15 protein-coding genes and 1 tRNA gene are annotated in these 15,711 nt (G+C 59.6%); 3 read left to right on the forward strand and 13 right to left on the reverse strand.

Features of this window, described 5'->3' with window-relative positions:
- Positions 1-254: 254 nt before the first annotated feature.
- Positions 255-2,090: a Hint domain-containing protein gene (locus C8029_RS02095; protein WP_009571421.1), complete on the forward strand. Its 1,836-nt coding sequence runs from the start codon at positions 255-257 to the stop codon at positions 2,088-2,090.
- Here C8029_RS02095 and C8029_RS02100 read toward each other — a convergent pair.
- From C8029_RS02100 to C8029_RS02130, 7 genes are all read right to left on the reverse strand, one after another.
- Positions 2,056-2,994, reverse strand: a complete 939-nt coding sequence (locus tag C8029_RS02100) for an AEC family transporter (protein ID WP_009571420.1) — start codon at positions 2,992-2,994, stop codon at positions 2,056-2,058. The two genes, C8029_RS02095 and C8029_RS02100, sit on opposite strands and share 35 nt — an antisense overlap.
- A gap of 1 nt (position 2,995) precedes the next feature.
- Complete coding sequence (locus tag C8029_RS02105; RefSeq protein WP_152002126.1) at positions 2,996-3,796, reverse strand: MBL fold metallo-hydrolase; 801 nt, start codon at positions 3,794-3,796, stop codon at positions 2,996-2,998.
- Positions 3,793-4,599: a TatD family hydrolase gene (locus tag C8029_RS02110; protein ID WP_009571418.1), complete on the reverse strand. Its 807-nt coding sequence runs from the start codon at positions 4,597-4,599 to the stop codon at positions 3,793-3,795. The genes C8029_RS02105 and C8029_RS02110 overlap by 4 nt, the downstream gene beginning before the upstream one ends.
- A gap of 43 nt (positions 4,600-4,642) precedes the next feature.
- The gene (locus tag C8029_RS02115) at positions 4,643-5,809 is read right to left on the reverse strand and encodes a DNA polymerase III subunit delta' (RefSeq protein ID WP_009571417.1); all 1,167 of its coding nucleotides are present in this window, start codon (positions 5,807-5,809) and stop codon (positions 4,643-4,645) included.
- Positions 5,806-6,441, reverse strand: coding sequence for a dTMP kinase (gene tmk / locus C8029_RS02120; protein ID WP_009571416.1), 636 nt, complete (start codon positions 6,439-6,441; stop codon positions 5,806-5,808). Before tmk ends, C8029_RS02115 begins: the two co-directional genes overlap by 4 nt.
- A 25-nt stretch (positions 6,442-6,466) precedes the next feature.
- Positions 6,467-7,672 carry a D-alanyl-D-alanine carboxypeptidase family protein gene (locus tag C8029_RS02125; protein ID WP_009571415.1) on the reverse strand — a complete coding sequence of 402 codons (1,206 nt, stop codon included), beginning with the start codon at positions 7,670-7,672 and terminating at the stop codon, positions 6,467-6,469.
- Positions 7,673-7,775: 103 nt separating this feature from the next.
- Entirely contained in the window at positions 7,776-8,705 is a 930-nt protein-coding gene (locus C8029_RS02130) for an SPOR domain-containing protein (RefSeq protein WP_152002127.1), read from the reverse strand.
- Between the two features lie 270 nt (positions 8,706-8,975).
- On the opposite strand from C8029_RS02130, the gene C8029_RS02135 reads away from it, so the two are divergent.
- Positions 8,976-9,065, forward strand: a tRNA-Ser gene (locus tag C8029_RS02135).
- Positions 9,066-9,510: 445 nt separating this feature from the next.
- On the opposite strand, the gene C8029_RS02140 is transcribed toward C8029_RS02135, so the two are convergent.
- Positions 9,511-10,413: a LysR family transcriptional regulator gene (locus C8029_RS02140; protein ID WP_193217570.1), complete on the reverse strand. Its 903-nt coding sequence runs from the start codon at positions 10,411-10,413 to the stop codon at positions 9,511-9,513.
- 88 nt (positions 10,414-10,501) lie between these two features.
- Here C8029_RS02140 and C8029_RS02145 point away from each other — a divergent pair, with 88 nt between their 5' ends.
- Complete coding sequence (locus C8029_RS02145; protein ID WP_152002128.1) at positions 10,502-11,515, forward strand: NAD-dependent epimerase/dehydratase family protein; 1,014 nt, start codon at positions 10,502-10,504, stop codon at positions 11,513-11,515.
- 82 nt (positions 11,516-11,597) lie between these two features.
- Here C8029_RS02145 and C8029_RS21945 read toward each other — a convergent pair whose 3' ends face one another.
- The 5 genes from C8029_RS21945 to C8029_RS02170 all read right to left on the reverse strand — a co-directional run bounded on the left by C8029_RS21945 (position 11,598) and on the right by C8029_RS02170 (position 15,553).
- The gene (locus C8029_RS21945) at positions 11,598-11,918 is read right to left on the reverse strand and encodes a hypothetical protein (protein ID WP_009571403.1); all 321 of its coding nucleotides are present in this window, start codon (positions 11,916-11,918) and stop codon (positions 11,598-11,600) included.
- 480 nt (positions 11,919-12,398) lie between these two features.
- Positions 12,399-13,511, reverse strand: coding sequence for an alanine dehydrogenase (ald, locus tag C8029_RS02155; protein WP_009571402.1), 1,113 nt, complete (start codon positions 13,509-13,511; stop codon positions 12,399-12,401).
- Positions 13,512-13,686: 175 nt separating this feature from the next.
- Entirely contained in the window at positions 13,687-14,784 is a 1,098-nt protein-coding gene (locus tag C8029_RS02160; protein WP_193217571.1) for a surface lipoprotein assembly modifier, read from the reverse strand.
- A gap of 68 nt (positions 14,785-14,852) precedes the next feature.
- Positions 14,853-15,149 carry a hypothetical protein gene (locus C8029_RS02165; protein ID WP_152002130.1) on the reverse strand — a complete coding sequence of 99 codons (297 nt, stop codon included), beginning with the start codon at positions 15,147-15,149 and terminating at the stop codon, positions 14,853-14,855.
- Positions 15,146-15,553 carry a hypothetical protein gene (locus C8029_RS02170; RefSeq protein ID WP_152002131.1) on the reverse strand — a complete coding sequence of 136 codons (408 nt, stop codon included), beginning with the start codon at positions 15,551-15,553 and terminating at the stop codon, positions 15,146-15,148. Before C8029_RS02170 ends, C8029_RS02165 begins: the two co-directional genes overlap by 4 nt.
- Positions 15,554-15,711 lie beyond the last annotated feature (158 nt).

The raw sequence follows: 15,711 nt of genomic DNA on the forward strand, positions 1-15,711 counted from the left end.
TGCTCTGACGCTGGTTTGAGGCGGGATTGGGGCAGGTTTGAGCAATTCATGTGAAATTTGGAGGCTTATTCAGGGGGGGGCGGCGGAGTTTGCCGTCACAGGCCTTTGGTCCCACCCCATAATCTCACGCCATTCGGCGGCAATAAAATCAAATTTTAGCAAGGTTGTCGGCGCGGATTCACCTTTTATCAGCACTGGTTTTTTAACGTTAATCCCGCTGTGCTGGGCCCTAATGCGGCCTTTTTGGGGGGAAGATGTCGACCTACACTCTTCGGGGATATGCTCTAAGTGATTTTTATTCGTCCACGGGCTCTGCAACGGTTGCTCCGGGCGATGTCATCCAACTTGCGCCCACTTGGGACGCGGCCACTGATTATCTTCAGGTCAACGTCACCGATGATGAGGGGCTCTTTCACGGTGACGCCAATTTTGATGAGGTTGGCAGTGACAGCAACCAATTGGGGACCATTAAAGATTCGTCTGGCAATACCTTAGCCAGCGGTCGGATTTACCTCGAAGATCGCATCACCCTCTCCGATGGCGAGGGCAATATTGTCTATGTCTATGTGGTCGAAATTGGCGGCGGTGAGCAAGCGATCCTCACCAACCCACCCATCGTTCCCGGCGTCACCTATTCGGTCTCCGCCGTGGACAACGTCGATACCAGTTTGGGAACCGTCCCCAATTACAGTGATTTTTCCTGGTCGCCCTATGATGCCGCAACAGGCCAGACCTATGACGGGGGTGGCTTTTCCGATCAGATCGAAGCGGGGGGCGGGAATGACACCGTCTACTCCGGCGGCGGCGCCGATACCGTCTATGGCGGCGATGGCAACGATACGATTTACTATGGAACGGGCGGCGCGACCCAGTCGGACGGCGACACGGTGTATGGCGGCAAAGGCGATGATCTCATTGATGACGTCGGCGGCTCGGAATACGTTTACGATGACACGCTCTATGGCGGAGGCGGCAACGACACCCTCTACGGCGGCGGCGGTCATGATGAGATTTATGGCGGCACGGGGGACGACTTTATCGCCGGTGAAACGGGTCATGACGAGCTTTATGGCGGCGATGGCGTCGATATTATTTATGGTGGTGAAGGCTATGACATCATCGACGGTGGCACCGGGAATGACACGCTCTCGGGCGGGTCTGAGGAGGATGTGTTCGTCCTTCAGGACGGCTCAGGTTTTGATGCCATTACTGATTTTGACATGGGGGATGATGATCTAAACGGCCTCACCAATGATCAGTTTGATGTCTCCGCCTTGACCGACACCAATGGCAATCCGGTCAATGCATGGGATGTGGTGGTCGGCGATGATGGGGCCGGTGGCGCGGTTTTGACCTTTCCGAATGGCGAAAGCGTCACGCTTTGGGGCGTCGCGCCCTCACAGGTCGATACCGCGCCGGAACTCTATTCCATCGGCATTCCCTGTTATGTCTCGGGCACCCGGATCATGACCCCTTCGGGTGAAGTGCCTGTCGAAAATTTGCGTGCGGGGGATCTGGTAGCGACGCTTGGGGCCGGACCGCAGCCGGTGTTGTGGCATGGCAAGCGCTGCCTGGGGCGTGATATTTTGGCTGAACATCCCGAACTTTTGCCGGTGCTGATCCGCGACGGCACGTTTGGCAATCGCGGCGATCTTTTGGTTTCGCCGCAACATGGGATTTATGTGCCTGACCCCCGGTTCAGCCCGGATGCGGGCGCGCACCGGGTTTTTGCACGTGCCAAACATCTGTTGTCGACACAGGCGGGGGTGCGCGTGGCGCGTGGCAAACGGGAGGTGTGCTATCACCACCTGTTGCTGCCGCGTCATGCGGTGATCGTCGCAAATGGGGCCCTGTCGGAAAGCCTTTATCCCGGACGCTTTGCGTTGTCGGGGTTTGACCGCGTGGCAAGGGCCGAACTTTTCGGTCTTTTCCCCGCGCTCGAAGCGATCTTGCGTGTGCCATGTGCCGGTTTTGATCCCGTCAAGGCCGAGCTTGTGACAACACAGATATACGGTCCGCCCGCGTATCCCTATCTGACCGGGGCGCGTTGCGCCATTATGGCAAGATCGCCAGCCAACACCAGATGGTGATGATCGACAGTGCCGTGGCGATCAACACCGACGAGGCGGCCACTCGTTTCGCAACCCCGTACATATTGGCGAACAGATAGGCATTGACGCCGGGTGCCATGGCGGCGGTGATCGTGGCGGACCGCAGAGGCGGGGTCGCAAGACCAAAGCCAAAATGCGCCAAGCCATAGGTGACGGCCGGGTGCAGGACGAGTGAGGCGAACACCGCCCAAGCGATGACGCGCATGTCGCCTTCGGGCCGATAGCGCAGCAACACACCGCCCAACCCGAACAGCGCCGCCGGGATCGCCGCTTTGTTCATCATGAACACCGCGTCCCAGATCGGTTGCGGCAAGCGGATGCCGCCAACATTGACGATCCATCCGGCCAAAATGCCCAAAACCAAGGGATTTCGCAGGATCGCAGTGCCGATTTGCCGGATCAATCGCATCGCCGAAAGACCCTGACCCGCCGTGCGTGCCAGCTCCATCGCGGTGATGCCAATGGCATAGAGCAGCGGCGCATGGATCGAAATGATCGCGAAATTCCAACTCAGCGCATCGGCCCCATATGCGCGCTCGGTGATCGGAATGCCAAGCAGGAGCGAATTGGAAAACAACCCGATAAAGCCGATGGCGACACTGTCGGTCAGATCGCGTTTGAACAGGTAGCGCGCGCCCAAAAAGCCAAAAATCCCGCCCGAAAACGCCCCTGCGTAAAAGGAGATCAGGATTGGTGGGTGAAAATTATGCGCCAAATCAATCCGGGCAATGCCGGCGAACAACAGCGTCGGCACGGCAAAGTTTTGAGCGAATTTCATCACCCCGTCGATGGTCGCATCCGCCACCCACCGCCGCCACGCCGCCACATAGCCAAAGCCAATGACAATGAACACCGGCAAGATGACGTCGATCAGTGCTTGCATGTCAGATCGCGCCCGTGATGGGCAAGACCATGCCATCATGGGCCGGGGTGATATGATCGGCGGTCTCGGCGTCGACCGTATCGTGATCAATGTCGACATGCATATTGGTCAACACGGAACGGCGGGGGGCAAGGCGGTCGATCCAGTCCAATGTGAGCGCCAAATGGGCATGGGACGGATGTGGTTTATAGCGCAGCGCGTCGATCACAAAGGTATCAAGCCCGTCGAGCAGGGGCCAACTGGCCTCATGGATTGTGAGCACATCTGGGATATAGGCCAGATCGCCGATGCGAAAGCCAAGGGCGTCGATCTGACCGTGATTGACCGGGATCGGTGTAAAGGTGATCGGCCCGCCGGGACCGTCGATGGTCACCGGGCCGCGAATGGCATGAAGGTCCAAAATCGGCGGATAATTCGAGTCCTCGGGCTGCACAAAGGCATAGCCAAAGCGTGAGATCAGATCGTTTTCCGTCTCACTGTCGGCCCAGACTTTGACCCGCTCGCGCATGTTGAACACGATCTGGCGCAGGTCATCGAGACCATGGACGTGATCGGCATGGGGATGGGTGTAAATCACCCCATCGAGCCGCGCTGTGCCCGCCATCAACAACTGTTCGCGCATGTCGGGTGAAGTGTCGATCAACACGGTGGTGGTGCCGCCGGGGCCATCGCGCTCGACCAAGGCGGAACAGCGCATCCGGCGGTTTTTAGGGTTGTTCGGATCGCAATCGCCCCAAATCCCGCCAATGCGCGGCACACCGCCCGAGGAGCCACAGCCTAAAATAGTAAAACGCGCGCTCATTTCGGACCCTCGGGGAGCACGGCCTTGGTGAACAGTCGTTCGAAATTGGCCTCGGTGAGGGCGGCAAACGCGGCGTAGTCCATGCCAAAGGTCTCGGCGGCGATGGCGGCAGTTTTGGCGGTGTAGGCCGGTTCATTGCGCCGTCCGCGATGCGGCGGCGGGGCCAGATAGGGGCTGTCGGTTTCGACCAGAATGCGGTCTTTTGGCACGTCGCGGAAAATATCGCGGAGCTCACCGGATTTCGGAAACGCCGTGATCCCAGACATCGACAGGTAACAGTTCAACGCAAGCGCCGCCTCCGCCAAGGCGCGCGAAGAGGAAAAACAATGCATGACGCAGGGATAAGCGCCGATCTTGTATTCTTCGGTCAACAGTTGCGCCATGTCCTCATCCGCGCCACGGGCATGGATGATCAGCGGCAATTGGGTCTGGCGCGCCGCCTCGATATGCAGGCGCAGACTGTGCTTTTGCACCTCGGCGCTCTCGGCGGTGTAATGATAATCCAAACCTGTTTCGCCAATGGCGACAAATTTCGGGTGCTGCGCCAGTGCCACCAAGTCCTCAACCGTCACCATCGGTTCCTCGGCCACGGACATCGGATGGGTGCCCGCCGCCCAAAACACCGGCGCATAGGCCTCGGAGATGGCTTTGACTTGGTCGACGTTTTTCAGCTTGGTGCAGATCGTCACCATCCGGTGCACGCCTGCGTCCATCGCGCGGGCGATCACCGCGGGCAATTCCTCGGCAAAGTCAGGGAAATCAATGTGGCAATGGCTGTCAGTGATGAGGGGAGGCGTGGTCATGGGGCTGCTCTAAATCTGTCTGGCCGCACCCTGCGCAACCGCCTTATCCAGCGATCCGGGTGGCCGTGTCATTGATCTTAAATACCATATCTAGGATCAAGGCGGCGGGGTCAAGGTTGACGGCCTTGGCATGGGCGGCGCGGGCCGAAAGCTCTTGTTGCAACACCGCCCAATCGCGGGCAGCAAAGCCATCGGGGGCCAAGCGACGCATCACATCGGCCTCACCGGGGGCGGCCTCGACAATCGGCGGACGTCCGGCTCCGGTGCGGGCCAGACGGGTCAAAAACCGATCCATCAACCCAAGGGTCAATTCGTAACGGTCCACATTGGCCGGACCGACACAGGCCTCGGCCAATTTCAACGCCCGGCCCCGATCCAACTGGGGCAGGGTGGCAAACAGCGCCACCACATCGCGATAGGCGGCCAATCCGTCCAAATTCGTCAAGCGCAGCGCCTCCCCAACTGATCCGGCTGACAGTTCAGCCAATGCGTCTGACTGCTCTGCGCCGTCAAAGCCCGCCGCGTCAAGAGCGCGGGCCAAATCATCAGGCACAAGCGGGCCAAGACGCAATTCGCGACAACGCGAGCGGATGGTCGGCAAAAGCCGGGTCGGTTGATGCGAAATCAGCAAAAGCGTGGAATGTTTCGGCGGCTCTTCCAAGGTCTTGAGCAGGGCGTTGGCGGCGGAGACGTTCATCTCATCGGCGCTGTCGACAATCACCACGCGGCGCCCGCCGTCGGCGGCCGACATTTGGAAAAACCCATTGAGCTTACGGACTTCATCGACGGAAATCCCGGCGCCGAATTTGTTTTTCTTCTCATCCCAGGTGCGCCGGATCAGGCACAGACGCGGTTCAGCCAATTGTGCCGAGCGGCGATAGATCGGGTTGTCATGGCCGATGTCGAGATGGGTGGGGACAGGCGGGGCCTCGCCAAAAAGACCCGCCCCCTCTCCGGTATGCCCGTCTTGGCCCTCAACCGGTTGAGACAGCAAAAACCGGGCAATGCGCCATGCGAGCGTGGCCTTGCCGACGCCGCGCGGGCCGGTGATCAGCCAGGCGTGATGCAGGCGATGCGAGGTGAAAGCCTCAAGGAAAGCGGCCTCGGCATGGGCTTGACCAAACAGCGTCGTGGTTTTGCGCGGATGCGGCGCTCCGGGGGCGCAATCGGCCTCGGGCAGTTCTTCGATCTCGCCAACGGGGGCTCTCATGGCTGGGCCTGTTGTGGCGTGCCTGCGCTCAGGCGGGTGGTGACCAGATCGGCCACCTCGCGCGCCACCACGTCAATGTCGCGTCCGGCGTCAATCACGGTGAAGCGTGGGTAGGTCTGCGCCAGTGCCAAAAACGCGGCGCGGCATTTTTCCTGAAAATCCTGACCGAAATCTTCAAACCGCTCTTCGACGGTTTGGCGGCCCTTGGCACGGGCCAATCCAAGGGCGGGGTCCATATCAAACAACAGGGTCATGTCCGGTTCGATCCCGATCATCTCGTCATGCAAACGGTTGACCTTGGCCTGAAGATCGCCACGGGTGACGCCTTGGAACACGCGGGTGGAATCGGCGAAGCGATCACAGATCACCACCTGTCCGGCGTTCAGCGCGGGGAGGATGGTTTTTTCCATGTGATCGCGGCGCGCCGCGGTGAAGAGCAAAATTTCGGTCTCCGCCGACCAACGATCCGGGTCGCCTTCGAGCACCAGCGCGCGGATTTCTTCGGCACCTTTGGAGCCGCCCGGTTCGCGGGTGTGGATCACGTCAAAGCCCGCCGCGCGCAGAGTCTCGGCCAAAAGCCGGGCTTGGGTGGACTTGCCGGACCCGTCGATGCCCTCGAAACTGATGAACATGGCGCTCCTGTCGGTGTTGGTTCGTCTATTCGGACACGGCCAATCCCGTTTGTCCCTCCAACTTGTCCTTAAGCACCACGAAGGCGGTGCGCAAGCGCGGGACCAACCCGCCGCGCGCGATGGAGCGGTCTGCGATCAAGGGAATGCGCGCTTCGGGCAGGTCCTGGCGTGCGATCACCAGCTCGGCCAAAACATCGCCTTGGGTGATCGGGGCCTCAAATGGGCCAGTGTAGACCACCTTTGCGCTGCCGTCCTCAAGTTGGGAGCCGGGCAGGAGCACCGAAATATCTTCGCCCGCGACCAAACCGACCTCGGTGTCATCACCCATCCAGACCTGCGCCTTGGCAAATTCATGGCCCTTTTCGGCAATGGGTTTTTCGGCGAATTGGCGAAAGGCCCAGTTGACGACACGCTCAGATTCCTGCGCCCGATCCGCCATCGAGTCGAGCCCCGAGAGCACAAACACCACCCGGCGTGTACCTTGCGTGGCCGAGCCGACCAGACCATATCCGGCCTCCTCGGTGTGGCCGGTTTTCAGCCCGTCTGCACCAATGCCAAGTTTCAACAGCGGGTTGCGGTTGTGTCGGTTTTGCGGCGCGCGGTTGTCATAGGGGAATTCCAACTGACCAAAATAGCCGTAATATTCCGGAAATTCGGTGATCAAGCGGATCGCCAGCGTACCCAGATCCTGCATTGACATCCGTTGATTTGGGTTGGGCCAGCCGGAGGCATTGGCAAAGGTCGAATTGTTCATGCCAAGCGCCTTGGCGCGGTCATTCATCAGGCGGGCGAAATTGTCCTCGGTACCGCCAAGCCCCTCTGCCACCACGACACAGGCGTCGTTGCCCGACAGCACGATGATGCCCTGGATCAGGTCTTCGACACTGGGACGATCGGTTTCGTTGAGAAACATGGTGGAGCCGCCAATGCTTTTGGCCCGGGTTGAGACAGAAAACTGAGTGTCCAATGTCACCCGACCATCACGCAGGGCCTCAAATAACATGTTAAGCGTCATCAGTTTTGACATCGACGCCGGCGGCAGCGGGGTTTGGGAGTTTTTGTCCATCAACAGCGTTTCGCTGGTCAAATCATAGACCCAGGCCGCCCCCGCCCGCGTTTCAAAGGCGGCGGCGGGCGTAGCGGCACCCGTCAGGGTGAGGCAGACAACGAGGCTTTGGGTAAAGCGACGAAAGATGCGGCGAAACGTGGTTTGAGGTAGCGTGCGGAACATGGAGAGGTATCAATCCTTGGTCTTATGGCCAGAGGGGACGAACAAGGGCCATCGGTGCGGCGGCCCCCATCGGCCTCTCAGGGTTCGGGCTTGGAACAGGCCCTTAATGGGTCACAGAATAGGCGTCCGTGAAGCCCGCTTTTTTCACTTTTTCGAGAAGAGCGTCGCGTTCGGAGGCGGAAGACGCCGGGCCGACCACAACGCGCCAGAAGGATTTGCCGTTGGAATCGCCGGGTTTGACGGTCGCGACAAGCCCTTGCGAGGCGAGCATTTGAACGGTGCGTTCGGCATTGGCCTCGACCGAGAAAATTCCGATCTGCAAATAGGGTTTGTCCATTGTCGATGCCGCAGCTTTGGGCGCAGGTGGTTTTGCGGTGGCAACGGGAGCTGGGACGGGCGCGTCGATCGCGTCCAAAGTGGCGGCGACGTCGGCGATGGGGTCATCCAAGGGGGCCGCCGCGATGGCTTCCGCTTCGGCGATGGTCGCCACGGTTTCCGGCTCTGGGGCCACTTCTTCGCGCCGCAACGCGGTGATGTTCAACTCGGCCGGAGACCCCGCCAACATGCCAAGCGCGTCGGCCGCATCAGACGAGACCTGAACGCCGGGGCCGGGGGAGGTGACTTCGCGTTTGAACAGCGCGCCGATGACGAATTTGCCATTTTCGGTGTTGCGAATGATCACGCGTTCGGGGTCTGTGACCTTGGCATGGGCCACCCAAACCCCGCCGAGCGACGGGCGCCCGTCCCAAAGGCCCTTGTCTGTGACCTGAAACACATCGGGCGCTTCGACGTCGCGCTCAACCAATTTGGTCGACGTCGAGGCGGGCGCGGGGCGGTTTGCCGGCGCTTTCAAGCTTTCGAAAAAGCTTTGCCCGTCTTGACAGGCCGCAAGGGCAAGGGCGGAGGAGACCAACAAAGCCAGACGCATTTTGCGTGAGAAACTGCCTTTGGATGTGATGTAGCGGTCGGCCTGTGCGGTTTGCCCGGCCTCTGCGTGCCCTGCGCGCATGGAATTGCCCATGATATTGCCCATGTTGTTGCCCCGTGATCCCTTATGCGTGCCTGTTGCGGCACGGGTCTTATTTGCTCTGATCAGTTCTGCTCAGTTTCAATGTACTCTTCCGGCCTGACACGGCAGGGCGCACATAGATTGTGTGCAGTCTAACCTCAGAGCCCCAAACTGGAAAGCCCCGCGTGCGGTGTTGGGCGAAAATCGGCGGAGGAAAGGTAAAGAAGTGAATGTCATGGGTTTTAGAATCAAAACAGGGAGGCTAATCCTGTCCGAACCCGCTTTACGGCTCTAGGAGGAGTGGCAGAGTGGTCGAATGCACCGGTCTTGAAAACCGGCGTGCGTGAAAGCGTACCGTGGGTTCGAATCCCACCTCCTCCGCCACTTATTTATGTTAACATCTTGTTTTTAAAGGGGTTTATGTGGATTTATGTTCGCGTTTTCCCGGTCGTTCCCCACTTTGCAATAAATTCAACTCTGCTGTTCATCCTAGCCTCGCTAAGGAAGCAAACCTTGGGATGAAATTCAGGGTCTATAAAACGGTCAAGTTTTTCGGGTATGGCAAGGCGGGGTTTGGCGCGCGTAAGGCGTGGCGTAGCTCATGTCTGGTGCTCCGACCCTCACGACGCGCGTGCGTTTCGTCATCCGCCTCGCGACCGTCGCGAGATCAAGCGTGACCGAATATCGGGCGAGATCTCAACAAAATGAGCATCATGATGCTGTTATAAGTTCCTAAGATCGGGCTTTACGCTGAATCAGGCGGCGAAACCGTGGATAATATCGGCGACATCGGGAAAATGGTGAAGTTTTCGCCGCTCTGCATTGGAGGTCACTGCTGAATGTGCGGGCGGTTGCCATAGGCCTCAAACGCCTCGACCAGATGATCGAAGAGTGCTGCGACGCGCGGTAGATGACGCAGATTCTCGTGCGCCACGATCCATGTCGGGAGTTGTGGAAGATCTATGTCCGGCAACAGGCGTTCCAGTTCAGGGTAACGCGCCGCCGTGGGAATCTGCGTGACGGCAATGCCAAGGCCGGCGCGAGCGAGTGCGAGCTGTGCTGGATGGCTGTCCGTCCGCGCAATCCAGCGAATGCGGGCCGGGTCATCAATCAGCGCGGCAACGGCCAAGTCCCCGCGATTGCGATCCGGTCCGATGAACAGATGGTTGCCGATCTCGGCCTTTGAGCCGGGACGGCCATAGGTCTCCAGATAATCACGATGCGCGAAGAAGCCGAGAGGGATCGAAGGCACCTTTTTCGTCACAAGGGCGGATTGCTCCGGGGGATGCATCCGCACCGCGACATCGACCTGCTGGTCGAGCAGGTCCGCGCTGGCATTACTCAGTTCGAATTCGACGGTGAGTTGTGGATACTTGTTGCGCAGACTGCGGAGCATGGGCGGCAGAACCTCGATCCCCACGAATTCGGAGACACTGAGCCGAACCCGGCCTGCCGCCATTGTCGAATCCGCCGAAGCTGCGCGCAGCATGGCCTCCGAGGCATGTGCCATTGCGCGGGCGGGCGCGGCCATTGCCTTGGCGGTTGGCGTGGGTATCAGCCCATGCACCGACCGGGTGAACAGTGCCGTGCCAAGCAGAGCCTCAAGCCCCTCGATGCGCGCGCGCATTGTCGGTTGGGACAGCCCCAAGCGACGTGCAGCAGCCGACAGGCTACCGGTTTCCATCACGGCCAGAAAGGCACACTGATCGTTCCAATCTACGGTCTTGCTCATAAATTTCTTATAAGCAGTTAGCAAAGAATTGGCAATTTTCTTACAATCAAATTTAACCGAAGCTCTCCTCATCCAAAGGAGATCACTTATGGTTCAGACTGTTTCTACAAATGCAGGCCGCGGGGCGACCGATCGGACCGCTCTCGTTCTTGGCGCCACTGGCGGCGTTGGCGGGGCTATCGCCGCCAGGCTCATCTGCGAGGGATGGCAGGTCCGCGCCTTGTGTCGGAACACCGAAGCGGCCACATTCGGCTGGCGGCATATTTGCCCGACACCGCAGTTCATCGCTGGTGATGCGATGGACGTGGCCTCCGTCATTCGCGCGGCCACGCTGGGAGAGGGTGTTGCGGCTATCGTCCATGCCGTCAATCCGCCGGGCTATCGCAACTGGTCGTCGCTGGTGCTGCCGATGATCGACAACACGCTTTCAGCCGCCCGGGCGACTGGCGGCGCCCGCATCGTGCTGCCCGGCACGGTCTATAATTACGACCCGGCACGCACCACCGTGATTGATGAGAACAGCCCGCAGAATGCGCGCACCACGAAGGGCAAAATCCGTGTCGCGCTAGAGCGGAAACTGGCGGACGCGGCCCCGGAGGTCCCTTCGCTCATCGTGCGCGCAGGCGACTTCTTCGGCCCGGGAACGCGGGCGAGTTGGTTCACGCAGGCGATGGTGCAGCCGGGACAGCCGGTGCGCAAATTCACGAGCCTGGCGTTGGGCGTTCCCCATGCCTATGCTTATCTGCCCGATCTCGCGGCGACCTTCGCCGGCCTTATGGCAATCCCCGAACAATTGCGTGCCTTTGAAACAGTGCAGTTCGCGGGTCATTGGGATGCGACCGGCACGCAGATGCGCGATGCGGTTCGCCGGACCGTGGGCAGCGATGTGCCGGAACGCGCCTTCCCTTGGTGGATGATGCGTCTCGCCGCCCCCTTTGGCGGGTTTCCAAAGGAAGCCCTTGAGATCGAGCCGGTGTGGAAACATCCCATGCACTTCGACAATCACCGTCTCGTGGACCTGCTCGGTGTCGAGCCGCATACGCCGCTTGACCAAGCCATTGCGGCGGCGTTGTCCGACATGGGTTGTCTGGCCCGACGGTAGGCGATGCCCACCTTACCCAAGCCTGACACCCCGGACAAGGAGACGGAAGATGAACGGGAAGACCTATCTGATCGCGCAGGCGCTAGGCGCCGCGGCGTTCAACGCGCGCTGAAATGCAGCCTATGCCACCTGATTCTGGCGCGGCGAGACTGTGCTGTCGCTTGACCGGATCGGCCGACGCCTTGAATTCATGGGCCGTCTTCGATTCAATCTTTCTGGACATGCGTTTTCTCCTTGGAAGTGGAATTTCGGTTGCCGCATCTTCGGCCGTCAAAAGATCGTCAATGGCTTGAAGCCGGTTCGCCCAGAAGGCTTGCTGAGACGTGATCCATTGTTGAACCTCAGACAGCGGTTCGGGGCGAAAGTGCAATATGCGCCGCCGAATAGGATCGGCGAGCGCCATGAGCGTTCTGTCCTAGTCCGCCGATGGTCCTTTGTCTCGCATAATTCACCCTTTTGGGTAAACTAAGTGCAGCGCCGTCCGGCCAGTCAAGCGGGCGGAGCGCCTAACGGGGCGGGGCTCGTACTGATTGGAGGGCGATGATGTTGGCGTGGTTTTCTGTTTCGCCAGCTTCGGTTCGCCCTCGCCAATGAACAGGTATGATCCGGTTTGAATAGATTGCCTTTTGCGGTCTTTTGCGACGTGTCCCATGCGCTTTCCTTGAGTGGCACAAGGGAGCGTCGAGACTGATGGACGGTAAGACCTATGAACAGTTAGGTCGGCAAAATCTGGACAGAAGACGCAACGCAGCCAAACCCGGACGACGATCACGCCAGAGGATTTCTGTGTCCATGGCCTCCCATTTGCCCATCGCAGCCCCTTACGTTCGCCGGGATCGGCCCACCCGTCCAAAGACAGGCGGGCCTTGGTGGTTTGAACGGCTTACAGCACGCTTTCGGCAGGCACCGCGCTGAGGCCCAGAGCTGTGCCAACGGCGGCGTAGGTCAGTTGGCCGGCATGGACATTGAGCCCGTTCAAAAGGTGGGGATCAGTGCGGCAGGCCTCTTTCCAGCCCTTGTCGGCCAAGGCCAACACAAAGGGCATCGTGGCATTGCCAAGCGCCAGCGTCGAGCTGCGCGCGACCGCGCCGGGCATATTGGCGACGCAGTAATGCATCACCCCATCGACCTCATAGATCGGGTCTTGGTGGGTGGTGGCACGCGAGGTTTCAAAACAGCCACCTTGGTCAATCGCCACATCGACCAGAACCGCACCGGGTTTGAGCTCTTTCAACTCATCGCGGGAGATCAGTTTGGGGGCGGCAGCACCGGGGATGAGGACCGCGCCGACGATCATATCGGCCGCGCGGGCCAATTCCATGGTTGCGGCTTTGGAGGCGTAGCCGGTTTTGAACATGCCGCCGAATTGATCGTCCAGTTGCCGCAACCGGGGCAGGGAGCGATCCAACACGGTGACATCCGCGCCCATGCCCGCCGCAATCCGCGCCGCGTGGGTGCCAACAACCCCGCCGCCGATGACCAGCACACGCGCAGGCGCCACGCCCGGCACACCGCCCATCAAAACGCCGCGCCCGCCATTGGCCTTTTGCAGGGTCCATGCGCCAACTTGCGGCGCCAAACGACCCGCCACTTCGGACATCGGTGCCAAAAGCGGCAAGCCGCCGCGGGCGTCGGTCACGGTTTCATAGGCGATGCAGGTCGCGCCAGAGGCCAAAAGCGCCTTGGTTTGGACGGGGTCGGGGGCGAGGTGCAGATAGGTGAAGAGGATTTGACCGGCGCGCAGCAGAGCACATTCGACCGGCTGCGGCTCTTTGACTTTGACGATCATGTCGGCGCGCTCAAAGACAGAGGTGGCGTCGGGGGCAATCTCTGCTCCGGCTGCGATATAATCGTCATCGGTGAACCCCGCGCCAACCCCCGCGCCGGTTTCGATCAAGACGGTATGGCCATGTGCTACGGCTTCGGCCGTAGCGTCGGGGGTGAGGCCGACACGGAATTCTTGGGGTTTAATCTCTTTCGGGCACCCGATGCGCATAAATATCTCCTGTTGGATTGCGATGTGGTTGCCGAGAGTTTCACCCGATTTTGGGGAGATATCGTGCCGAAATGAAAGGGTGCTGGGTGAAATATGGGAGGATATGCCGATTTTTGGAGGAAATATGGTCGATATTTGCGCTGCAATGCGGCGTCGCCGGGGCTTTGTTCCAGGCCTAGAAATCGCGCCTAAACGAGAGGGCACAATCGACCGCGTTATAATCATAAAGCGCCACGTTTGAGCCGTGATCGCGTAGGGTACAAGAGAGCATGGGGGAGGTGTCGCCGAGTTTGAGCTTGGCATGAGACAGGCCCAAACTCACCTCATTGACTTGATCCTCACGGGCATAGGACAGCGCGGTGAACGTGTCATCATAGGACCGCAACGTGGCGGCAGCACCCAATTCCCAAGACAGGCCAGAGGCGGTGGTGCGGCCATAGCGTGCGCCCAATTTGATCGACCGATAGGACAGGCTTTCACGGGTGAGATCGGCCTGTTCCAGAGTGCCTTGAACAGTGATCTGGGATTTGCGGGACAGAGGGTGCGTGTAGCCGACGGACAGCGCGGTGGTGAGGCCATCGCGATAGGCGTAATAAGCCTCATCTGAACTGCGGTCACTGGCGGTGAAAGAGCCACGCAGTGTGTCACCGGAGGCGAGTTTTCGCGCCGCAGACAGGGAGAGACCGAAGGCGGTCCAATCGAGCGACGGGTCTCCATCATGTTCAGAATATTGCGCCATGTCGTGGAACAGGCTGAGCGCGTAAGTGGCCCCGGTGTCGTACCACTCGTGGCCCACCCTCAGGCGTAGAAAGGCCGAAGACAGGTCGCGGTCACTGTAGAGGTTGCCGCCAAGATCCACACCAATCGAGACTTCCCGCCCCGGCTGATAGGCGCGGGCGGCGCTGGTGGAGAGGGTGAGGTTGAGGCCAAGGCCACTGTGATCTTTGCCACTGTCACCGAGATAATAGGTGTCACCGTCAGTGTAAAAATAACTCTTCGAGCTGGCGCGTTTGAGGTTGGTTGAGGGGGCAAGGGCGGCCGAGGTGCCAAAGGTGAGGGGCTTGCCGTCCCGTAGTTTGGCCAAGGCTTTTTGATAGGTCAGGCTATGGGACGGATGATCCGTGTCGGTGAACAACAACCAACGCAGGCGGTCGTAGGCGTTCTCTTTTTTGCCCGTCCGTGCATCGGCTTGCGCGCGGGCGAGGTTTGCGATCACCTCTTGCGGTTCAAGTGCGTGCGCGGGGAGAGGCAAAAGGGGAAGGGCAAACGCCATCACGCAAGCGGCAAACAGTCTCGGTCTGCGCGCAAGCCTTGCGTGATATGGCATCAGGCGCATCGCGCTTATTCGCCGCTGCACAGGCTTTCACAAACGACAAAGCCGGTTTCGTTTCCGTTTGGGGAAACAAAGTCGTACCCATCGGTGAGGTCATAGATTGTGCCCGTGGCGTCCCCGACCACGGTGATGTTGCCACCAAAATTGCCAATGGCGCCCAATTCGGTGAGCGCCCCATCCGTGACCGTATAGAACGTGCCCGTCATATCGACGTAGAGATCATATTGGGTGCCATCAGTGCGGGTCAAAATTCCATCAAAATGGCTTGCGATACCGTCCCCACTCACGGTGCCCACATAGGTCATTGAGCCGCTGAGGGGTTCGGCGGAGCCTCGGAATGCGCGCCGCTTGCATCATCAAAGGCAATGAAGTTGTTGGTCATGGAACCAGACACCGTGTCATTGCCGAAATTCGCGGTCATCGACATTTCACCAAGGATCGCGTCGGTGCCGAGCAGGTCATCGGATTGGATGCCATAAATGCCGCTCATTTCGACCGTGTCACTGCGCGCATTTGCGGCGGCAGTGCCCAAAGCACTGGCGGTGGCGACCAAATCGTTGTCCACGATGGCGTCATGGGCGGCGTTGTAGGTTTCATAATCACTTTGCGACGTCCCGGAACTGTTGGAGTCCGCGTCTCCTCCGGCGGTGCCGCAGGCAGCAAGGCTAAAAACAATCAAAGACAGGCCGGTAAACGTCGAAATATTCATAAAGTCCCCCAGAGGATACGGGTTTTATAGTGGTCTGGTCGACCTTTCGGGGTCGAACTTGTGGTCCGGGATGGTCGATGTCCCGGAGGGTGAAAGCATCCAATGTCAGAGGGTTAACCGATGACAGGCCGGGGGTCGATGAAAACTTGTGCCTGAGT

Source organism: Roseobacter sp. TSBP12 (assembly GCF_009129705.1).
GTDB classification, from domain to species: Bacteria; Pseudomonadota; Alphaproteobacteria; order Rhodobacterales; family Rhodobacteraceae; genus Celeribacter; species Celeribacter baekdonensis_A.